22 protein-coding genes are annotated in these 19776 nt (G+C 60.3%); 14 read left to right on the top strand and 8 right to left on the bottom strand.

What is annotated here, in order from left to right:
• Positions 1-39: 39 nt before the first annotated feature.
• Positions 40-1332, top strand: a complete 1293-nt coding sequence (rhaI, locus tag AC1DNW_RS23305; RefSeq protein WP_113307852.1) for an L-rhamnose catabolism isomerase — start codon at positions 40-42, stop codon at positions 1330-1332.
• A 24-nt stretch (positions 1333-1356) separates the two neighbouring features.
• Here rhaI and AC1DNW_RS23310 read toward each other — a convergent pair whose 3' ends face one another.
• From AC1DNW_RS23310 to AC1DNW_RS23320, 3 genes are all read right to left on the bottom strand, one after another.
• Positions 1357-1815 (bottom strand): carboxymuconolactone decarboxylase family protein, encoded by a 459-nt coding sequence (locus AC1DNW_RS23310; protein WP_113301670.1) that lies wholly within the window; start codon positions 1813-1815, stop codon positions 1357-1359.
• A 278-nt stretch (positions 1816-2093) separates the two neighbouring features.
• On the bottom strand, positions 2094-2783 hold the full coding sequence (locus AC1DNW_RS23315) for a RibD family protein (RefSeq protein WP_113307851.1): 690 nt from the start codon (positions 2781-2783) through the stop codon (positions 2094-2096).
• Between the two features lie 35 nt (positions 2784-2818).
• Positions 2819-3493, bottom strand: a complete 675-nt coding sequence (locus tag AC1DNW_RS23320) for an HAD family hydrolase (protein WP_477854496.1) — start codon at positions 3491-3493, stop codon at positions 2819-2821.
• A 152-nt stretch (positions 3494-3645) separates the two neighbouring features.
• Between AC1DNW_RS23320 and AC1DNW_RS23325 the strand changes: the two genes are divergently transcribed.
• The 7 genes from AC1DNW_RS23325 to AC1DNW_RS23355 all read left to right on the top strand — a co-directional run bounded on the left by AC1DNW_RS23325 (position 3646) and on the right by AC1DNW_RS23355 (position 10048).
• Complete coding sequence (locus AC1DNW_RS23325) at positions 3646-4515, top strand: sigma-70 family RNA polymerase sigma factor (protein WP_113307850.1); 870 nt, start codon at positions 3646-3648, stop codon at positions 4513-4515.
• A gap of 491 nt (positions 4516-5006) precedes the next feature.
• Positions 5007-5630, top strand: a complete 624-nt coding sequence (locus AC1DNW_RS23330) for a c-type cytochrome (protein WP_162748437.1) — start codon at positions 5007-5009, stop codon at positions 5628-5630.
• Positions 5631-5638: 8 nt separating this feature from the next.
• Positions 5639-6892: a c-type cytochrome gene (locus AC1DNW_RS23335; RefSeq protein WP_477854497.1), complete on the top strand. Its 1254-nt coding sequence runs from the start codon at positions 5639-5641 to the stop codon at positions 6890-6892.
• Between the two features lie 7 nt (positions 6893-6899).
• Entirely contained in the window at positions 6900-7067 is a 168-nt protein-coding gene (locus AC1DNW_RS23340; RefSeq protein ID WP_477832974.1) for a hypothetical protein, read from the top strand.
• Positions 7067-7624 (top strand): cupredoxin domain-containing protein, encoded by a 558-nt coding sequence (locus AC1DNW_RS23345; protein ID WP_113301674.1) that lies wholly within the window; start codon positions 7067-7069, stop codon positions 7622-7624. Before AC1DNW_RS23340 ends, AC1DNW_RS23345 begins: the two co-directional genes overlap by 1 nt.
• Complete coding sequence (locus AC1DNW_RS23350) at positions 7614-9236, top strand: b(o/a)3-type cytochrome-c oxidase subunit 1 (protein ID WP_477854498.1); 1623 nt, start codon at positions 7614-7616, stop codon at positions 9234-9236. Before AC1DNW_RS23345 ends, AC1DNW_RS23350 begins: the two co-directional genes overlap by 11 nt.
• Positions 9236-10048, top strand: coding sequence for a c-type cytochrome (locus tag AC1DNW_RS23355; protein WP_477854523.1), 813 nt, complete (start codon positions 9236-9238; stop codon positions 10046-10048). Before AC1DNW_RS23350 ends, AC1DNW_RS23355 begins: the two co-directional genes overlap by 1 nt.
• 67 nt (positions 10049-10115) lie before the next feature.
• Here AC1DNW_RS23355 and AC1DNW_RS23360 read toward each other — a convergent pair whose 3' ends face one another.
• Together AC1DNW_RS23360 and AC1DNW_RS23365 are read right to left on the bottom strand one after the other, a co-directional pair.
• Positions 10116-10964 carry an IclR family transcriptional regulator gene (locus AC1DNW_RS23360; protein ID WP_113307846.1) on the bottom strand — a complete coding sequence of 283 codons (849 nt, stop codon included), beginning with the start codon at positions 10962-10964 and terminating at the stop codon, positions 10116-10118.
• 608 nt (positions 10965-11572) lie between these two features.
• The gene (locus tag AC1DNW_RS23365) at positions 11573-11788 is read right to left on the bottom strand and encodes a hypothetical protein (protein ID WP_113307845.1); all 216 of its coding nucleotides are present in this window, start codon (positions 11786-11788) and stop codon (positions 11573-11575) included.
• A 129-nt stretch (positions 11789-11917) separates the two neighbouring features.
• Here AC1DNW_RS23365 and AC1DNW_RS23370 point away from each other — a divergent pair, with 129 nt between their 5' ends.
• The gene (locus AC1DNW_RS23370) at positions 11918-12541 is read left to right on the top strand and encodes a TetR/AcrR family transcriptional regulator (RefSeq protein WP_113307844.1); all 624 of its coding nucleotides are present in this window, start codon (positions 11918-11920) and stop codon (positions 12539-12541) included.
• A gap of 86 nt (positions 12542-12627) precedes the next feature.
• On the top strand, positions 12628-12813 hold the full coding sequence (locus AC1DNW_RS23375) for a hypothetical protein (protein ID WP_113301680.1): 186 nt from the start codon (positions 12628-12630) through the stop codon (positions 12811-12813).
• Between the two features lie 97 nt (positions 12814-12910).
• Here the strand turns inward: AC1DNW_RS23375 and AC1DNW_RS23380 are convergent, their stop codons facing one another.
• A complete protein-coding gene (locus AC1DNW_RS23380) occupies positions 12911-13351 on the bottom strand; it encodes a DUF1810 domain-containing protein (RefSeq protein WP_113301681.1) in 441 nt (146 codons plus the stop codon).
• 74 nt (positions 13352-13425) lie between these two features.
• Positions 13426-13719, bottom strand: a complete 294-nt coding sequence (locus tag AC1DNW_RS23385; protein WP_113301763.1) for a hypothetical protein — start codon at positions 13717-13719, stop codon at positions 13426-13428.
• Between the two features lie 273 nt (positions 13720-13992).
• Between AC1DNW_RS23385 and AC1DNW_RS23390 the strand changes: the two genes are divergently transcribed.
• Both AC1DNW_RS23390 and AC1DNW_RS23395 read left to right on the top strand, forming a co-directional pair.
• Entirely contained in the window at positions 13993-15363 is a 1371-nt protein-coding gene (locus AC1DNW_RS23390) for an amidase (RefSeq protein ID WP_113307994.1), read from the top strand.
• A 70-nt stretch (positions 15364-15433) separates the two neighbouring features.
• Positions 15434-16294, top strand: coding sequence for a TIM barrel protein (locus AC1DNW_RS23395; RefSeq protein WP_113307843.1), 861 nt, complete (start codon positions 15434-15436; stop codon positions 16292-16294).
• Here the strand turns inward: AC1DNW_RS23395 and AC1DNW_RS23400 are convergent.
• Positions 16291-17181, bottom strand: coding sequence for a helix-turn-helix domain-containing protein (locus AC1DNW_RS23400; RefSeq protein WP_113307842.1), 891 nt, complete (start codon positions 17179-17181; stop codon positions 16291-16293). The genes AC1DNW_RS23395 and AC1DNW_RS23400 overlap by 4 nt on opposite strands.
• A 116-nt stretch (positions 17182-17297) precedes the next feature.
• On the opposite strand from AC1DNW_RS23400, the gene pobA reads away from it, so the two are divergent.
• Entirely contained in the window at positions 17298-18470 is a 1173-nt protein-coding gene (gene pobA, locus AC1DNW_RS23405; protein ID WP_113307841.1) for a 4-hydroxybenzoate 3-monooxygenase, read from the top strand.
• A 69-nt stretch (positions 18471-18539) separates the two neighbouring features.
• Complete coding sequence (locus AC1DNW_RS23410; RefSeq protein ID WP_113307840.1) at positions 18540-19712, top strand: ABC transporter substrate-binding protein; 1173 nt, start codon at positions 18540-18542, stop codon at positions 19710-19712.
• Positions 19713-19776 lie beyond the last annotated feature (64 nt).

Consider the following 19776-nt stretch of genomic DNA (forward strand, 5'->3'; position numbering starts at 1 on the left):
TACCCGCCGCTTCTCACGCTAAAGTACCGGGAGGAACTCATGGCCGAGTTTAAGATCGCGCAGGATCTGATTGCGCAGGAAAACGACAAGCGCGCATCTGCGCTCAAATCCGATTATGAAGCGCTCGGCGCCAATCTTGCTCGCCGTGGCATCGATATTGATGCGGTGACCAGAAGGGTGTCGGAATTCTTCGTGGCCGTGCCGTCCTGGGGTGTCGGCACGGGCGGTACACGCTTTGCCCGTTTTCCCGGCACCGGCGAACCGCGCGGCATCTTCGACAAGCTCGATGATTGCTCGGTTATCAACGAGTTGACGCGCGCGACCCCGAATGTTTCGCTGCACATTCCATGGGACAAGACGGACGCCAAGGAATTGAAGGCCAAGGGCGAAGCGCTCGGGCTCGGCTTCGATGCGATGAATTCCAATACGTTCTCCGACGCACCGGGACAGGCGCATTCCTATAAGTACGGTTCGCTCAGCCACACCGATGCGGCAACACGCGCCCAGGCGGTCGAGCACAATCTCGAATGTATCGAGATCGGCAAGGCAATCGGCTCCAAGGCGCTGACGGTCTGGATTGGCGATGGTTCGAACTTCCCCGGCCAGAGCAATTTCACCAAGGCATTCGAGCGTTATCTCGCCTCTATGGCGGATATCTACAAGGCGCTGCCGGACGACTGGAAGCTGTTTTCCGAACACAAGATGTACGAGCCGGCCTTCTATTCGACCATCGTCCAGGACTGGGGCACCAACTATCTGATTGCCCAGACGCTCGGCCCCAAGGCCCAGTGCCTGGTCGACCTCGGTCATCATGCGCCGAATACGAATATCGAGATGATCGTCGCCCGCCTGATTCAGTTCGGCAAGCTTGGCGGTTTCCATTTCAACGATTCCAAATATGGCGACGATGATCTCGATGCCGGTTCGATCGAGCCTTACCGTTTGTTCCTCGTCTTCAACGAGCTTGTCGATGCCGAGCAGCGCGGCGTCAACGACTTCAATCCCGCTCATATGATCGACCAGTCGCACAACGTGACCGACCCGATCGAAAGCCTGATCAACAGCGCCAACGAAATCCGCCGCGCTTACGCGCAGGCCCTGCTCGTCGACCGCAAGGCGCTTGCCGGCTTCCAGGACGATAACGACGCGCTGATGGCGACGGAGACGCTGAAGCGCGCCTACCGTGCCGATGTCGAGCCGATCCTTGCCGAAGCCCGCCGGCGTAAGGGCGGTGCGATCGATCCGATCGCTACCTACCGCGCCAGCGGCTACCGCAGGCAAGTCGCCGCCGAGCGTCCCGCCTCGGTTGCCGGCGGCGGTGGTATTATCTGATCTGAACGAAACGGAAGCCGTGGATCACGGCTTCCATCTCCCCGCAATCTGCCGGGTGGCGACGTTCAGGCGGTTCCAGACATTGATATTGGCGATTGCGATGACGAGTGCCGCAAGGCTCTTGCCATCGTAATGGCGCGTGCATTCGTCCCAGATCTCATCCGATACCGGGTCGGCGCGGTCGCTGAGACGGGTGAGGGCCTCTGTCAACGCGAGGGCGGCGCGTTCGGCATCGCTGTAATAAGGCGCCTCGCGCCAGCCAGCGACGGCAAAGAGCCGTTCGTCGGTCTCCCCGTGTTTGCGGGCAATGCGCCAATGCCCGTCGATGCAAACGCTGCAGCCGTTGATCTGGCTGGCGCGCAGATAGACGATTTCCAGGAATCCCGGCGCAAGTCCGGCCGCAACAGGCATTTTGCCGAGGGCATTCAGGGCCTGCATGGCTTCTGGGATGACGAGGGCTGGATTTCCCATTCTCTCTTGCATGTTCAATCTCCTGATAACGTATTCCGTTTGACGCAGAGCCGGCCGGTTGCCGGCTTTCGGTCGTCATGGAGTTGACGCATCAGGATAAGGCAATGTGACTGAGGCAGGAAAAAATGGACGTCTCAGGATTCCGGGAACGACCGCACCATCTGGTCGATATCCTGTGGCTTGCCCCACGCTTCGACGGCAAGCGGATTATCAGGCACACGATATCCGGATCGGTGGTGCTTATGGGGCAGGACATGGCGCTTCGCAGCCACGGCCATCCGTCATGCGCGTCAGGCGTGGACTTTATAGCGCATGGCGACGGCACCGTTGTCTTTCGTTTCTGCCGATATCAGCGATAGCCGGGTCTTGCCCGCCAATCCGCCGTCGAAAGTAACGACGGGTTGGCCGCCACTGCCATCCAGGGCCGGAGCGACGAGCAGATAAAACTCATCGATGAGCCCGGCGGCAAAGAAGGCGCCGTTGATCGCGGCTCCGCCTTCGAGCAGCAGCTTGCGAATGCCGAGTTCCTGCTCCAGTACACCGAGCGCTGCAGACAGGTCGATCTCGGGGGATGGTGAGACGATGTAGGAGATGCCGTCGGCCGCGAGCTCGGCAAGATGCGTGTCCGGCACGTCGCTGCCGAGAATGACAACGACATGGTCGCCATCGATGTCAGGCCGCGTGAAATGCAGCTTGCCAGAGGTGTCGAGGGCGATTGCATAGTTGGTTGCCTCGCGATCGGCAAAATGGTTTGGCCGTTCTGCTGAACCCGCTGCTTGCGGCGGATGCGGCTCTCCCTTCGCCATTTCGGCCATAGTGACGCGGCCAACGATCCAGGCATCACCCTGCAGATCTTCATGGGCTTTCTGATAGAGCGCCGTCCATTCCCTGCGGCCGCCATCGGGGCTTTCTGTCCATTTGCTCGGATGCAGGCCGCCATCGAGCGACGACATCATCAGGCAGACGATTTCCGGTTTCATGGGCGATTCCTTTCCGGCGGTGTGCGGCAGGCCGATCAGAACTTGATCGAAAGGTGACCGCTGTCAGAAATGAGAACGGAAGCGCCGCCATAATGTTCGATTTCCGGATAGCCCTGCAGCGAATGCTTGTGGCCGGCCGCGGTGATGACCATGATATCGGCGCCCGCCGCCGTTCCTGCCTTCACGCCAGCTTCGACGTCTTCGAAGACCAGGCATTCATGCGTGGCAAAACCGAGCTTTTCGGCGCCGAGTATATAGCATTGCGGGTCGGGCTTGCCGATGGTCACATCTTCGGCAGTCACAATAGCCTGGGGCATGGGGAGCCCGGCTGCCTCAAGCCGACGCTCCGCAAGGCGACGCGGGGAGGAAGTGACGATCGTCCACCGGTTCGGCGGCAGGGACGCCAGGAAATCGGCAGCACCCGGAAGTGCGACGACGCCTTCGACATCGCGGATTTCGTCCTCGGTAATCTGTGCCGCTTCCGCCTCTGCATCGACACCCGGAAGGTTCAGCCGCCTGATCGTGTCGATGCCGCGCGATCCATGCATGATTGGCAGGAATTTTTCCACATCCAGCCCGTGCCGTTCGGCCCAGCGTCCCCATACGCGCTCTGCCGACGCAATCGAGCTCAGGATCGTGCCGTCCATGTCGAAGAGGAAGGCGGCATATTGTTTGGAACTGTTAAATCGGGGGGACATGGGAAACACCATAGGGAGGGATCTGCCTGCCATCAGCCAATGAAAAACGCGGCAGGTCAAGTCATGAGCCAAACCTCGCCGGGACTTGATACGATGGCGCACCTGTCACATCGTCCGGTTTCCGTTCGTCATGGCCTTTGATGCAACAGGATTGGAGTGGATTGATGGACGAGAATAAATGGCTGGCCGGTGAGTTCGAGGCGAACCGCGGGCAGCTGCGGGCCGTCGCTTTCCGCATGCTCGGCTCCCGCGCAGAAGCTGAGGATGCGGTGCAGGAGGCGTGGCTGCGCCTGACAAGGTCGGACAGGGGCAGCATCGATAATCTTGGCGGCTGGCTGACGACGGTCGTGGCACGCATCTGCCTGGATATGCTCCGTTCGCGCAAGACGCGACGCGAAGAGCCGCTCGACCTGCCGGCGCATGGTGCGATCGCGGATATCGCCAGCAATCCGGAGCACGAAGCAGCCTTTGCCGATTCGGTCGGCATCGCCCTGCTCGTCGTGCTGCAAACTCTCTCGCCTGCCGAACGCGTCGCCTTCGTTCTGCATGACATGTTCGAGCTGCCCTTCGAGGAGATCGCTGCGGTGATCGGGCGAAGCGCTGCCGCTGCCCGGCAGCTTGCCAGCCGAGCTCGGCGCAGGGTGCAGGGGCAGCCGGAAACGCCTGATATCGATCTCGCGCATAAGCGCAGCATAGCCGAAGCCTTCCTCATCGCCTCCCGCAATGGCGATCTGGAGGGGCTGATTGCGGTCCTCGCGCCGGATGCCGTCTTCCGACCGGATACGGCTGCGACCCGTCTGGGTAATGTGGTGCCGCTTCGCGGCGCTGGTGCCATCGCCGAAAGCTTCAAGGGGCGGGCGACATCGGCGAAAGTCGCCCTTGTCGATGAGGAAGTCGGTCTCGTCGTCTTCATCGAGGGCCAGTTGCGCGTCGTGCTGGCGCTAGGCTTTGACGGCGACAGGATCTCGGCGATCGATGCTATCGCCGACCAGAATCATCTGCGTGATATCGGTTATTCGGTTTTCGAAGGCTGAGCGATCATAAGCGGTGAGTTTCTTCAGACAGGTGGCTTCCGATCAGGTCGCCTGCCGGCACCCTGCAGCGACGCACGAAGATCCAGTGCCCACAACCAAGGACTATAAAAGCCTTGTCTGGCAACACTGCCATGAGGCGGCCCTGACTCAAAAAGGAGGATTGCTAGGCCGCAAAACTAGGTCAGCACTCCGACCGCACTAGCATCCATCAAAATCGCTAATATCAAGCGCTTCGCGGCACTTTCTTGACTTTTGTCAAGGCGGGAGCCTTCGAATGCAGCTACTGATTCAACGCGGATCGGGCGCAGTTTCACGCCTCTCACCGATGTAATTTCTTTCGGGGTACGATCCCCATCAAGATTTTTCACTGTCACGTGATTGTGCTTCGGAGAAACGTAGTGCGCATACGAGAAATCTTCCTGGCATTCTGTCTTTTCTTCCTGGGCGCAAGCCTGGCGTCTGCCCAGGAAGCCAAAGCCTACCCAGCCGATATGTCGGAGCGCGTTCAAGCCTGCACGCCATGTCATGGCGTGGAAGGGAAAGGCACGAACGACCCCTATTTCCCCCGGCTCGCCGGCAAGCCGGCCGGGTATCTCTTCAATCAGTTGGAAGCCTTCAAGTCGGGCAGGCGCAAATACCCGCCGATGAACTATTTGCTCGCATATCTGACGGACGATTATCTGCGGCAGTTCGCAGAATATTTTGCCGATCAGCGGCCGGCGCTGCCCGAACAATCGCCCCCCGATGTCAGCCAGGCGGTGCTCGATCGCGGCCATGCGCTCGTTACGCAGGGCGACGTCGACCGATCGATCCCGGCTTGCGTGAGCTGTCATGGCGGCGCTCTGACGGGGCAGTCGCCTGGCATTCCAGGCCTTCTCGGACTACGGGCGAGTTACATCAGCGCTCAGCTCGGCGGATGGCGTTATGGAACGCGCACGGCAATCGCGCCTGATTGCATGCAGATTGTCGCGGGACATCTCACTGAAGATGACGTGCGTGCCGTCGCAGCCTATCTCGCCAATCAGCCGCAGCCCGCCGATCCCGCACCGTCTTCTGCCGGATCCTATTCCTTGCCCTTCGCATGTGGCAGCCAGCCGGAGGGCAACAAGCCATGAGCGCGCATATGAGAATTCTGCCGGCCCTTGTTCTGTCGTCGATGGTGGCGCTTGTGGCAGCCCTTTCGCCCGTCGCAGCACAGTCTCCACAGCCGAACAACTCCTCCGATGTGGTCAAAAAGGGCGAATATCTCGCCCGCGCCGGAGACTGTGTCGCCTGCCATACGGCACCGGAGGGAAAGCTCTTCTCGGGCGGACGCGCCATGCCGACGCCGTTTGGCACCATCTATACGTCGAACATCACGCCGGACGGGACGGGTATTGGCGCGTGGTCCGCTGACGACTTCTACAACACGATGCACCACGGCCGTTTCCCCGATGGGGGGCTGCTCTATCCAGCCATGCCGTTCGGGTCCTATACCAAGGTGACCCGCGAAGACAGTGATGCGATCTTCGCCTATCTCAAGTMAATCCCGCCTGTCCATCAACCAAACCGTCCGCACGAGCTCGACTTTCCCTACAATAATCGCTCCCTCATTCTCGGATGGAGAACGCTCTTTTTCAAGGAAGGCGAATTCACGCAGGACMCTAAGCAGTCCGAGGAATGGAACCGGGGTGCCTACCTGGTGGAAGGCCTTGGACATTGCGGCATGTGCCATAGCCCGATCAATGCGCTCGGAGGAAGTCGCGAGTCGGAAGCTTTTCAGGGCGGGCTGATACCGATGCAGGACTGGTATGCGCCGTCGCTGACGTCCAACAAGGAGGCGGGGCTGGGCGACTGGTCGATCGAAGAGATTTCCGACCTCCTGCAGAAAGGCGTCTCGACGCGTGGCGCGGTCTATGGCCCGATGGCGGAGGTGGTCTTCAACAGTCTCCAGTATATGACGGATGAGGACATCCGGGCGATGGCCGTTTATCTGAAGAGCATCGCGCAGGATGAGCCTGCGCCGCCTCGGACATCCGTCAGAACGCAGGAGGCAAGTCTTCTCATCAGTCTCGGGAAGGCAGTTTACGACAAGCAATGTGCGAGCTGTCATGGCGCGGGCGGCGAAGGCAGGCCGCCGCACTATCCGCCACTGGCCGGCAATCAGTCGATCCAGATGGAATCGGCAGTGAACGGGATACGTATGGTGCTCAACGGCGGCTATCCGCCTGCGACCGAAAAGAACCCCATGCCGCACGGAATGCCGCCATTTGCCGTGACGCTGTCGGACGACGAGGTTGCCGCCGTGGTGTCCTACATCAGGACCGCTTGGGGCAATCGCGGCACGCCGGTCAGCGCGTCCGAGGCGAACAAACTTCGTTCCGCTCCACTCCAATGAGGACGTCATGATCAATTCGGAAGATCCTTCAGATGCTCCCGACGACGCCCTCGTCGAGAGGATCGTTGCCGAGGGACCGCATGGTGCCGTCGTCGTCGCGGGGATAGCGACTGCGATCGTCGTTCTTATGTGGTTGCTTTTCTATCTGCTCGTATTCGTGCCCAGGAGCGGCTGATGACCGATATGCATAATCAGGCAGCGGCAGTCTCAGAGCGCGTCGAGCGACGCTGGGCAACCGTTGCGGTCCTCATCATCGTCTTTCTGGCGGGGATGGCAGCTTTCGCAGGCATCCACAACGCCACGATGCCGCAGACGACCGTCGAGACAATCGATCCCACCACGATCCACCTGGCGGGCGAATTCATCGAATCCAATCTCGGCAGCGCCGTCGAATCCGACGGCTCCGTGACGGTGCGCGCGATCGGGCAGCAATATTCCTTCTCGCCGCCCTGCATCGTGGTGCCGGCTGAGACACCGCTCACGTTTCGGGCCACCAGCGCCGACGTCGTGCACGGTTTCCTCATTCAGGGCACCAATATCAATACGATGCTCGTGCCGGGCTACGTGTCGATCCAGAAGGCGAGCTTTGCAGCGCCCGGCGACCATCTGATGCCCTGCCAGGAGTTTTGCAGCGTCGGCCACGAAGGCATGTGGGCAAGGGTGAAGGTCGTGGACAAACAGCAGTTCCTTTCGGAAATGGCAGACAAGAGGAGGCTTTCCTGTGCTCCATAATCGCAGGCTGATTATCGCGCACTTCTGGCTCGCCTTTGCCGTCTTCGGCGTGGCTCTGCTGCTCGGTGCCTGGCAGATGTATGTCCGCAGCCCGCTTTCTCCCTGGGTCAACAATCCGGAATGGTATTACCGCTCGCTGACGGCGCACGGCACCGTCATGGGCTACGTGTTCCCGACCCTGGTGGCGATGGCCTTCGGATATGCGATCAGCGAGTCTTCCCTGAAGCAGAATCTCATCGGCGTGCGCTGGGCGTGGGCGGGATTCTGGCTGATCGCCGTCGGCTCTGTGGTCGCGATGATCCCGGTTGCGCTCGGGATGGCGTCCGTTCTCTACACCTTTTACCCGCCACTGATCGGTAGCCCCTTCTACTACCTCGGTGTCGTGATGGTCGTCGTCGGATCCTGGATTTGGGTGGCGCTGATGTCCGTCAATCTGGGGATCTGGAAGAAGGCCAATCCCGGCGCTCCGGTGCCGCTGCCGATGTTTGCCAATGTTGCCGGATCGTATMTTTGGGGCTGGACCGCCGTCGGGGCGGCGCTCGAACTTCTGTTGCAGATCCTTCCGGTAGCGCTCGGCTTCAGGTCGACGATCGATGCTGGCCTTGCCCGCGTGTTCTTCTCATGGACATTGCATGCGATCGTCTACTTCTGGCTGATGCCCACCTATATCGCCTATTACACGATCGTTCCGCGGTCGATCGGCGGGCGGATCTACAGCGATACGATGGCTCGGATTTCATTCATCCTGTTCCTGGTTGTGGCTATGCCGATCGGCATCCACCACGCTTTTGCCGATCCGCAGGTTGGAGCTGGCTTCAAATTCATACACTCCGCCTTCACCGCTCTTGTCGCACTTCCGACACTACTTACCGTATTTACCATCTGCGCTTCGGTGGAGATCGCAGCCCGCGCACGAGGCGGCAAGGGCATATTCGGCTGGCTGAAGGTGCTGCCGTGGCGCAATCCGATGATGCTGGCGGTGACATTCTCTTTCATCATGCTCGGCTTCGGCGGTGCGGGCGGCCTCATCAACATGAGTTACCAGCTGGATGCCTCGATCCACAACACGCAGTGGATTACCGGGCATTTCCATCTCATCTTCGGCGGCGCGATCGTTATCATGTACTTTGCGATCGCCTATGACCTCTGGCCCCATCTGACCGGMCGCCCGCTCGTCAGCCTCGGGCTTGTCAGGCTGCAGCTCTGGCTCTGGTTCGTCGGAATGATCGTGACGACATTTCCCTGGCACTATGTCGGCATCCTTGGCATGCCGCGGCGAATGTCGTTCTTCGACTACACGGACCCGGCGCTTGCCAACGAGGCGTTGTCCGTCGTGTTCTCTGCCTTCGGCGGCTTCATTCTCGTTGCTTCCGGCCTCCTGTTCATCGCCATCCTGGTCCGGACGCAGTTTGCAGTACCGCGGCAGCCCGAGGAATATCGCTTCGCAATCGCCGTTCATCCGCCCACCAGGGTGCCAGCGGCGCTCAACAGCTACCGTCTCTGGATCGCCCTGATGGTCGGGCTGACCATCACGAACTACGGCTATCCAATCCTGCAGCTTGCCGTGCGGGACGATACGTCCGTACCGGCGGTCTATGTCGGAGAACGATGATGGCGGATGACAAGCTGATCAGGTTCCGCAACAGGTGGACGGTCATGAGCGTGACCCTTACGGCCATCATTTTCGTTATCGCAGCGGGTCTTGGTTTCGTGCTTCTGCCGCGTCTTGAGGCAAGAGAGCAGGTGGCCAGCATCTGGGATTCGATCTGCCGGGCCGCCGGATTACCTCAGCCAGGAGCGCCTTCCGAGACGGTCAAGCCAGACTACAAGACGTCGCTGGTCAAGGTCGCGACGGCGGTGCCGAGAAAGCGGGACAACGAGGCAATCGGGCGCGGAGCAACGCTGGCTCAACAGTGTGCGATCTGTCACGGCCCGACAGGTATCAGCCGTGCGGATTCTCCCAACCTCGCGGGGCAGTATGCGAGCGTCACCTACAAGCAGCTTCGCGACTTCAAGGACGGCGTGCGTGTCAACGCCGTCATGAGCCCGTTTGCCGTAAAGCTGACCGAGCAGGACATGCAGGATCTGGCTGCCTACTATTCCTACCTGCCGCGGCTTCCGGGCTTCCATCCATCGGGCAGCAATCCGGTGCCGAGGATCGTCGCCAGCGGCGCGCCGACACGCGGCGTTGCGCCTTGCGGTTCGTGTCACGGCGGTATCGAGAACAAGATCGGCAGTCCCTGGCTCGAAGGCCAGTCGGAATTGTACTTGAAGACGCAGCTCATGGCGTTTGTATCCGGGTCGCGGCAGAACGACATCAGCAGCCAAATGCGCAATGTCGCCCGCGCGATGACGCCGGAAGAGATCGATGAGGCAGCGAAGTACTATGCGAACAAGGAGCCGCCCTTCGCCGCGGCGGAATGACGTCGTTCGCTTCGCCGCCTCCTGCCAGGGTCAGGAAGCAGGGCGCGCGTCCGTTTGAGGCAACCGCTCAGTGACCGCGCCAGCCCATCAGCTTTTCGATGCGTTCGGCGGAGCTGCGCACATGCGCGGTGTAGTGGCTTTCGTCCGAAAATGCCTTCTGCTCCGGCAGAACGATGGAAATGGTGGCAATGCACTGGCCCTCACGATCGCAGATCGGTGAGGCGATGCAGGCGACCGCATAATCGGATTCACCCGCCTGGATCGACAGGCGCGATTCGAAGGCCTTGCCCGCCGATTCGGACAAAGTCGCTGCGTCGATTTCGGCGCGCCCTGTCGGCGAAGAGCGGGCGCAGCGCTTGAAGAGCTCGATGCGCTCGTCTTCCTGTAGATGGCCGACCAGAAGGCGACCGGACGCCGTCCAGTTGAGGGGCACGCGGGTACCGACACGCGAGGCGACCTGGAAATGGCTGGGCCCATCGGCCATGGCGAGAACCAGCATGAAATCACCGTCACGACCGCAAACCTGAACGGTTTCGCCAGCCTGACGGCAAAGGTCGTGCATTTCGTGCGTAGCCACACTCATGAAGTCCAGCGAGCGGGCATAGGCAAGGCCGTAATGGTAGAGCCGCGAGCCGAGCCAGATGGAGCCGTCGGACTGGCGCGTCAGCATGTTCTTTTCGACCAGATCGTCGACAATGACATAGACGGTCGAAAGCGGCGCCTTCACAGCCTTGGCGATGGCATAGACACCGGCCGGCGATCCCGTCTCGTAAAGGTGGTCGATCACCTGCAGCGCGCGGTCGATACCGCTGACGCGGGCGCGGCGGGCGCCCTTTGTGCCAGCCTCTTCAGCCGGACCTTCATCTTCGGAGTGGATTGCGGGTGATGTCTTTCCGTCCAATTCAACGTACCTCATATTACCATGCCAACCTGTTACATTACTATGGCATAGCTGCTTGCGAAGCAAATCCCAAAATCTTCCGAGATAAAATCTCCGGCCGGTCATCGCGATGCCGTTTGCCAACGCAGCCAGCCGCACGTAGCCGAGCGTTGAAATTGCTGGATCGGGAAGGGACTGAAGGATTTTCTGTCGAGTGTTGAAGGCGCCGCGGCGGTCTGCGAGCCTCTTGCCATCCGCCGACGTGGAGCAGTTCTCAGCGCGAGACCGGAACAACAAGCCGCAGCCCGAGTTCTTGTCCCATCAGAGCAGATACCGGCTGATCGAATGCGGGCTATGTCTCCGGCCGGGCATTGCGGTCAGCGGTGGCAAGCCGGTGCTTTTTGCGGCTTGCCGAAGCCACCGCCGGTGGCGCCGTTATGAGGACGGCGTCCCCGGCGGCGAACGTCGCATCGTCTTGGGAGAGATTTCAGAATTGATTGTTCCAGAACACTACAGGAACACTGGCGACATGGAACGCAACGATTGCACGTCGCAAGGGCTGCCGCCTGTTTATAGCGGCAGCCCGTCTGGGAACAGGGCTTATCCCCAGTGCCGATCGGGGCCTTATGGTGCCAGCGGTCAGATCAGCCGAAGCAGGGCATCGCCGGCAGATTGGCGCGGCTGGCAAAGGACCCGATCATATCGCTCGCCGTGGAGGGACGCGGCTCGCGTTTACGGGCAGCCACTTCAAGGAGTTGCTTGAAATCTTCAAGCTTTACGCCGTCGGCGCGGAGCACCATGGCGATCAGCGGGTCGCGAAGGGCTTCTGAAATGGTCAAATCTTCTCTGGTCTTTCTCATGGTACGGTCCTCCTTTCGTGGGCGGTCGCCCGTGTTCCACTCCTGCTGCCAAACGCTCCGGCGTTGACTTCTGCGGAGAGTGGTGTTACCGGTAAGTAACAATGCATTTGTTACCGATCGGTCACATCGATGTCAAGGACTCTGTCCGCGAAAAAATCAGAAACATTGAACGAAATCTCCGCAGCCGCTTCAGACGATCGAATCCCTCCGAGGGAGCGTATAGTTTCGACCGCTTCGGAGCTTTTCCGTGAACGCGGCATTCGCGGCATCGGCGTCGATGCCATCGCGGATGCGGCTTCTACCAACAAGATGACGCTCTACCGCCATTTCGGCTCCAAGGATGAGCTGGTCTGCGAGACGTTGCGCCGCGCCTCCGATAAGGCCGAGAAGATCTGGCGCGATCTCGAAGCCGCCCATCCCGGCGATGCGCGCGGTCAGCTGCTTGCCTGGGTCGAAGATCGGGCTCACTGTTTGAACGGCGAGCCCGCAGGTTGCGATCTCGCCAATGCGGCCATCGAACTCAAGGGCGAGGGCCATCCGGCGCACGAACTGATCGAGCGCCACAAGGCCATGCAACGCAACCGGCTTGCGGCCCTGTGCCTGGCGGCCGGCGCACGTGAGCCGGAGCTTCTTGCCGACACGCTGACACTGCTGCTTGAAGGCGCGCGGGTTACACGCCAAGCCATGGCGGATGGCGGCTGTTCCTGCCATTTCGAAAAAGCTTGCAACGTGGCTATTTCAGCCTTCGGCTGATTTGAGGCTGCCAAGGAACTCAGGCTGGGAACCTTGGGGTTCCGCGGCCGTTTTTCTGCTGATCTGCGAGCAATCTGGAGGCAGAGATGAATCACGCTTATCTCCGGCGTCTATATGCCAGACGTGCCGAGCTCGAAGCCAAGCTCGAATTATATGATGCACGCTACTGCTTCGGCGAAGAGGAAGTGGACGACGGCACGGAAAACGAATTGAAACAGCGCATCGAGGAAATCTCCGACGAGATTACGGCGCTGGAGCATTCGCGGGGCTAGAGCAAGTCGCGTAAACGTGTGCAGCGGTTTTGCGATGCCGACATGCTGAAAACAGGGACTTAAAGCGTCGGGAGCGAGACTGAAAGATCGCGGCGCTTTAGGTGTTGCCGGCGCTCAGTATGGAAATTGTCCGTTCGTCGAATTTTCCATCGTAGAAATGGTCGATCGCTTTGTGAAACGGCGAGCCGTGATCGCTGACCGCAGCAAACAGGGTCATAGACGAGCGCAGCTTCAAATCATCAGGGGAGCCCATGATATCATGGGCGCTGCGGGCATCGATGGAAAGGATTGCCTCGACGCAACGCAACAGGCGGCTGCCGAGGATTGGATCGGCGAGATAGGATGACGCTTCCTCGGCAGAGCGGATGGCATATTTCTCCGCCATGGAAGATGTGCCGAGACCGGCGATCTGGGGGAAAATGAACCACATCCAGTGGGACCGCTTGCGACCGGCTTTCAGCTCTGCAAGAGCCTGTTCGTATATGCCGTTCTGTGCTTCGATGAAGCGGTGGAGGTCGTAGTCTACGTCACCGGCCATGGCTCTTTTCCGTTCCTATGCTTCTCATGCACGTCAGACGAAAGATTTCCATGCCCGGCGAAAATCGCTGGCTCTTAGCAGACCTTGTCTGCGTAGGGGCTCGTTTCACGGCAGTGGCCGTAGCGCTGATGGTGCGACACCAGACTATCACCCGGAGGAGTAACCTCTTCAATGGCTGAAGTGGTCATCGGATCGGTCGCTGTCGTCTGTGCMGATGGTGCCGTGAAGCCTACAAAGCTCAGCAGTACCAGGGCGCCGACGACCACGATCCGCTCCAGGACCGACAGCTTCTGTGCGCTGACGTGGTCGGCGTAGTCGCGTTCAGCTTCGCCGTAGCTCACGTCCTCCTTCACATGCTGGTGCACCATATCCTGGTGACCGGAGGTCCAAGTTTCAGATTGTATCATTTCAAGTCTCCTGCAATGCACCGGGATACGGCTTGGGAAGGCAAGCTAATGGCGCGCCTATCCGCTTCCCGCGTGCAGCAMCGCATGTGTGTCTTAATTGCGGTAAATTGAAGAGGGCTAAATCAAACTCAGTGTTCACAAAATCGTACCAATCATCGTGAAAAGCTGTGCAAGGGCTGGTCGCGCTAAATGATAGGCGGTAAATCCTATTTGTTTTCCACAGGACTCTCCTTCATGGCCCTTTCTTTCGGTGCGATGTCGATCGCTCAGCTTTCTCTTCTCATCCAGGGCGGCAAAGCCGATCCTGTGGCTATTGCCGAGGCGCTTTTCGACCGGATCGATCAATACGCCGACAGGGCTGTCTTCACGGTCCTGTTGCGTGAGCGGGCGATGCAGGAAGCACACGCGTCTTCGAAGCGCGTTCGCGACGGGCGTTCCCTCGGCGTCCTCGACGGCATTCCAATCGCCTGGAAGGATCTCTTCGACATTGAGGGCATGGCAACCACGGCGGGTTCGGTTGTTCTGGCGGGTAATGCGCCTGCCAAACAGGATGCCGTCATCGTCACGACCTTGAAGAATGCCGGGATGGTGGCCATCGGCCGCACCAATATGAGCGAATTCGCCTTTTCCGGCCTCGGCATCAATCCGCATTACGGCACGCCGGAAAATCCCTCCAGCAAGGATGAGCCACGTATCCCCGGCGGTTCGTCCTCCGGCGCCGGCGTGGCTGTTGCCGCAGGCCTGGTGCCGGTTGCAATGGGCACGGATACCGGCGGCTCGGTGCGTATTCCGGCCGCCCTGAACGGTATTGTCGGCTACAAGGCCACCCGCGGGCGCTATGCCATGGAAGGCGTCTACCCGCTTTCGACGAGCCTCGACTCGCTTGGCCCCCTCTGCCGGTCCGTGCAGGACGCCGTCTGGATCGACGCTGCCATGCGCGGACTGACGGCGTCCGCCATCACTCGGCAGCCCCTGCGGGGCGCGGAGATCGTCATCCCCGGGAATGTCGTGTTCGACGGCCTGGGTTCCGGCGTGGCCGAAGCCTTTGAAGGTGGTGTCGCGCGCCTGCGTGCCGCAGGTGCCCATATCAGTCCGATCGAAATCCCGGCTTTCGATGAGATCCTGGCACTGATGGCAAAATATGGTGCTCTCGTCACTGCGGAAGCTTTCGCTCTCCATCGCGAACGGCTGGCGGGACAGGAGGCCGCACGCATGGACCATCGCGTCGTCATGCGCACGCGCCTGGGCGAGAAAACCAGCATGCCTGACTATATCGCCATTCTTGCTGCGCGTGCCCGGCTGATCGCCGATGTCGAACGGTTGGTCGGTAACCGCTTGATCGCCTTTCCTTCGGTCGCCCATGTGGCGCCGCCGATCGCAGCGCTGGAGCGCGACGATGAGCTTTTCATTGCGACGAACGGCAAGACGCTACGCAATACTGCGCTCGGTAATTTCCTGGACTGGTGCGGCGTCTCCATTCCCTGCGGCCGCGGCGAGGCGGATATGCCGGTCGGTTTCCTGTTGTCGGCACCGGCAAACCGTGACGAAGCGCTGCTTGCCGTTTCGCTTTCGGCCGAAGCGGTCATCCGCGATGACCGGATCTAGGTGATTGCGGGCTTGATGCCGCCCGCCATTCTTGCCAATGTCCTCCCGAGGAAATGKGAGGAGATGAAAGATGCAGGCTTTGCAGAACGGCCGGTTTGCGGTGTCCACGTGGTCGCTTCACCGGATGCTGGGTGCAACCTACCCCTATAGCCCCGATCCGCAGAAAAGCGCGGCGCGCCAGGAGCCTTACGGGCCGGGCACGGTCAGCCTGCTCGAAGTGCCGCGCATGCTCGCCGAGCGTGGGCTTGGCCGGCTGGAGGTCTGCTCCTTCCATTTGCCGAGCCTTGACGCCTCCTACCTTGGTGAAATGCGCGATGCGCTGAAGGCGTCCGAAATTCTTTTCCAGACGCTGCTGGTCGAAGACGGCGATCCCAGCAACGCCGAGACGGCAGAACGCGACATAGACTGGATTGCCGGCTGGATCGGTATCGCAAAGGCTCTCGGTGCCGAGCGCATCCGCGTTATCGCCGGCAAGCAGGCGCCTGTTGAGGAAAACCTTGCGCGCTCCGCGCAGCATCTGAAATGGCTGGCGGGACAGGCGGAGGGAAGCGGCGTGCGCGTTGTTACCGAAAACTGGTTTGCCCTTTTGCCGTCGCCGAAGGAAATGAACTGGCTGCTGGACGAGATCGGCGGCAAGGTGGGTCTGAATGGTGACCTCGGAAATTGGGCGGCACCCGGAAAATACGAAGGCCTTGCGGATATCATGCGGCGTGCGGAAATCTGCCATGCCAAAGCCAACTATGATGCTTCCGGCATCGATGCTGCAGATTATCGCCATTGCCTGGAGATGTGCGAGAAGGCCGGTTATGCAGGACCCTACACGCTGATCTATGACTCGCCGTTCTTTGCGGACGAGTGGGATGGCATTCTCCTGCAGAAGCGCTTCATCGAAGAATTCCTGCAGGACGCGCCGGCGCGCCGCACGGCTTAGGCTCGTTCAAGCCTGTTCTTTTCCCGCTTGCGCCAATCCTTGGGCGTCTCGCCCGCATGTTTGAGGAAAAAGCGGGAGAAATAGGCCGGGTCGGCAAAGCCCAGCCGATAGCTGACCTCCTGCATGCTCGCGAGTGTGAAGACGAGTTCGCGTTTGGCCTCGTCGATGAGCTTGCTGGCGATCAGCTCGTGGGCCGTCCTTCCCGTCATCGAGCGGACGATGCGGTTGAGGTGCGTCGGTGAAACGCCGACTTCCCTGGCGTAGAAGGAAGCCGGCTTGTGGGAGCGGAAGTGCTGCTGGATGAGGCCATTCAATTGCTCCATCCGCCGCTCGTTTTCATCGGCCGGGAACTGGCTGGCATCCTCCTGGTAGGAAATCCTCACCGTCAGTCTGAGCGCGATATCGACATAGGAGGCGAGAAGCTCACTGCGGCCGCTGCGATTGTTGCGATATTCTTCGCCCAGCCGCTTGAGGCTCTGCATGAGATAGGCGGCGTCGGGATCTTCCGGATCGAGCGGGGTGAGGTGCGGCACAGCAAGCCACTCGCCGAGCCTGCTGCGGTCGCCCGGAAGATGGCTGAGATTGGTGCTCAGCATTGTGATGACGAGGCCGTCGATATCCCGCGAGAAACGAAAGCCGTGGTCGAGCCCCGGAGGAACCGTGACGACTGCCGGTGGCTGGATCGCGTGGCTCCGCTCTCCGAAAATTGCATCGCCGGCGCCGGCATCGATGTACAATATCTGAAAGAAACTCGCATGCCGGTGCAGCTTGATCTCCCAATGGTGCAGGCTGCTGCGTGAGGGAATCGTTTCGCAATGCAGCCAAAAATCGGGTTCATTGCCTGATGTTTCCCCGTAGAGCTCATAGGTCGGCACATGCCTCATCATGAGTTTCCTTCCATTCTAATGTTCGATTTGTGCAATTTTTCGGTGGGAAAGTCCATTGTTGCTTCGGGCACGACGCGGCAGAATTGTCAAAACGCAAAATTGCGGGGAGGAAGCAATTGCGCACCCAGATCGCCATCATCGGCTCGGGACCTTCGGGTCTGCTGCTCGGCCAGCTTCTGACGGAAGCCGGCATCGATAATGTCATTCTCGATCGGGTGGGCAAGGACTACATTCTCGGCCGCGTTCGCGCCGGTGTGCTGGAAGAGGGCACTGTCGGCCTCCTGGATGAGGCGCGATCAGCTTCCCGTCTGCATGCCGAAGGCCTGCCGCACGACGGCTTTTCATTGGCATTTGACGGGCGCGATCACCGCATCGACCTTTACGAACTCACCGGCGGCAAGCGCGTCACCGTCTACGGCCAGACCGAGGTGACGCGCGACCTGATGATTACGCGTGAGGCAAGCGGCGCCCTGACGGTCTATGACGCTGCCAATGCAACGCCGCACGACTTCGACAGCAGCTCGCCTCACGTGACCTATGAGAAGGATGGCGTCACCCATCGTATCGACTGCGATTTCATCGCCGGCTGCGACGGTTTTCACGGGGCGAGCCGCAAGGCGGTTCCGGAAAAGGCGATCAGGACCTTCGAGAAAGTTTATCCCTTCGGCTGGCTTGGCCTGCTTGCCGATGTCGCCCCTGTCAATCACGAGCTCATCTATGCCAATCACCCGCGCGGCTTTGCGCTCTGTTCCATGCGGTCAGCGACCCGCAGCCGCTATTACATCCAGTGTTCCCTCGATGAGAAGGTCGAGGACTGGAGCGACGACCGCTTCTGGGACGAATTGCGCCGCCGCCTGCCGACCCATCACGCCCAAGCGCTGAAGACTGCGCCGTCCTTCGAAAAGTCGATCGCGCCGCTKCGCTCCTTCGTGGCCGAACCCATGCGCTTCGACCGACTGTTCCTTGTCGGCGATGCTGCCCATATCGTGCCGCCGACCGGTGCCAAGGGGCTGAACCTTGCCGCGAGCGACGTGCATTATCTGTTCGAAGGCTTGAGGGAATTCTATGACGCTCGCTCGAGCGCCGGCATCGACGCCTACTCGCAGAAAGCGCTCGCACGGGTCTGGAAGGCGGTGCGTTTTTCCTGGTGGATGACGACGATGATGCATCGTTTCCCGGATACCGGCGATTTCGACCAGAAGATCCAGGAGGCCGAACTCGACTATCTCACGCATTCCCGCGCCGCTTCGACGGCGCTTGCGGAAAACTACGTCGGATTGCCGTTCTGACGGAATGATTTAAGACCGGTGCCTATGCCATGGAGGGCGGCACCTTTGACAAAGGGAGGAACTGCAACAATGAAAAAGCTGGTTATCGCCGCCGTCGCGGCTATGGTCCTTGGCGGGGCCGCCTATGCCGACACGATCAAGGTCGGCGTGATCGGGCCGTTTTCCGGTCCGTTTGCCCTCCAGGGCAAGAATTTCAAAGCCGGTATCGATGCCTATATGGCGCTGAACGGCAACAAGGTCGGCAATGACACGGTCGAAATCGTCTACCGGGACGTGCCGCAGGCCGATCCGGCCCAGTCCAAGGCGCTGGCGCAGGAGCTGATCGTCAAGGAAAAGGTCCAGTATCTCACTGGCTTCTACTTCACACCGGATGCGATGGCGGTGACGCCGATCCTGAAGCAGGGCAACGTGCCGATGGTCATCATGAACGCCGCCACCTCGGCGATCGTCACCAAAAGCCCGCTTGTCGTGCGCACATCCTTCACCACCTGGCAGACCTCGACGCCGATCGCCAAGGTCGCCTTTGATGCCGGCGTCAAGAAGGTGATCTCCGTCGTCAGCGATTACGGTCCGGGCATCGATGCCGAAAACGCCTTCAAGGCGGGCTTTGAGAAGGCTGGCGGACAGGTGGTTGAGGCGATCCGCATGCCGCTCGCGACCAATGACTTCAGCCCGATCATGCAGCGCATCAAGGATTCCGGCGCACAGGGCGTTTTCGCCTTCCTGCCGTCGGGTCCGACGACGCTTGGCTTCGTCAAGGCTTACAATGAAAACGGCCTCAAGGCTGCCGGCGTCAAGTTCTTTGCGCCCGGCGACCTGACGCAGGAATCCGACCTGCCAGCGCTCGGCGATGCGGCCCTCGGCATCCAGACGACCTTCCACTACGCGGTGTCGCACGGCTCGCCGGAAAACAAGACGTTCGTCGAAGCGGCCTCCAAGGCGATCGGCAACAAGGCGGAGCTCTCCTTCCCGGCCGTCAGTGCTTATGACGGCATGTATGTCATCTACAAGATGATCGAGGCGACAGACGGCAAGCAGGATGCGCAGAAGGCCGTCGATGCGGTGAAGGGCCTCTCCTGGGTAAGCCCGCGCGGCCCGGTTTCCATCGATCCGGAAAGCCGCCACATCACGCAGAACATCTATCTGCGCGAAGTCGCCAAGACCGATGATGGGACCTACATCAATAAGGAAGTCCAGACCTTCGAAAAGCAGGGTGATCCGGGCCTTGCGGCCGCAAAGTAAAGGTCACTCTTTTCGAAAGAGACATGCGACGGACCCGGCGGAGATCTTCCGCCGGCTTCCGGCA

It is taken from the genome of Rhizobium sp. 05L429 (genome assembly GCF_056397645.1).

Bases quoted from the DNA above. Each gene is read 5' to 3' on its own strand.
- rhaI (WP_113307852.1), top strand. From the start codon at position 40: ATGGCCGAGTTTAAGATCGCGCAGGATCTGATTGCGCAGGAAAACGAC.
- AC1DNW_RS23310 (WP_113301670.1), bottom strand. From the start codon at position 1,815: ATGCAAGAGAGAATGGGAAATCCAGCCCTCGTCATCCCAGAAGCCATG.
- AC1DNW_RS23315 (WP_113307851.1), bottom strand. From the start codon at position 2,783: ATGAAACCGGAAATCGTCTGCCTGATGATGTCGTCGCTCGATGGCGGC.
- AC1DNW_RS23320 (WP_477854496.1), bottom strand. From the start codon at position 3,493: ATGGTGTTTCCCATGTCCCCCCGATTTAACAGTTCCAAACAATATGCC.
- AC1DNW_RS23325 (WP_113307850.1), top strand. From the start codon at position 3,646: ATGGACGAGAATAAATGGCTGGCCGGTGAGTTCGAGGCGAACCGCGGG.
- AC1DNW_RS23330 (WP_162748437.1), top strand. From the start codon at position 5,007: ATGTCGGAGCGCGTTCAAGCCTGCACGCCATGTCATGGCGTGGAAGGG.
- AC1DNW_RS23340 (WP_477832974.1), top strand. From the start codon at position 6,900: ATGATCAATTCGGAAGATCCTTCAGATGCTCCCGACGACGCCCTCGTC.
- AC1DNW_RS23345 (WP_113301674.1), top strand. From the start codon at position 7,067: ATGACCGATATGCATAATCAGGCAGCGGCAGTCTCAGAGCGCGTCGAG.
- AC1DNW_RS23355 (WP_477854523.1), top strand. From the start codon at position 9,236: ATGGCGGATGACAAGCTGATCAGGTTCCGCAACAGGTGGACGGTCATG.
- AC1DNW_RS23360 (WP_113307846.1), bottom strand. From the start codon at position 10,964: ATGAGGTACGTTGAATTGGACGGAAAGACATCACCCGCAATCCACTCC.
- AC1DNW_RS23365 (WP_113307845.1), bottom strand. From the start codon at position 11,788: ATGAGAAAGACCAGAGAAGATTTGACCATTTCAGAAGCCCTTCGCGAC.
- AC1DNW_RS23370 (WP_113307844.1), top strand. From the start codon at position 11,918: ATGTCAAGGACTCTGTCCGCGAAAAAATCAGAAACATTGAACGAAATC.
- AC1DNW_RS23375 (WP_113301680.1), top strand. From the start codon at position 12,628: ATGAATCACGCTTATCTCCGGCGTCTATATGCCAGACGTGCCGAGCTC.
- AC1DNW_RS23380 (WP_113301681.1), bottom strand. From the start codon at position 13,351: ATGGCCGGTGACGTAGACTACGACCTCCACCGCTTCATCGAAGCACAG.
- AC1DNW_RS23390 (WP_113307994.1), top strand. From the start codon at position 13,993: ATGGCCCTTTCTTTCGGTGCGATGTCGATCGCTCAGCTTTCTCTTCTC.
- AC1DNW_RS23395 (WP_113307843.1), top strand. From the start codon at position 15,434: ATGCAGGCTTTGCAGAACGGCCGGTTTGCGGTGTCCACGTGGTCGCTT.
- AC1DNW_RS23400 (WP_113307842.1), bottom strand. From the start codon at position 17,181: ATGATGAGGCATGTGCCGACCTATGAGCTCTACGGGGAAACATCAGGC.
- AC1DNW_RS23410 (WP_113307840.1), top strand. From the start codon at position 18,540: ATGAAAAAGCTGGTTATCGCCGCCGTCGCGGCTATGGTCCTTGGCGGG.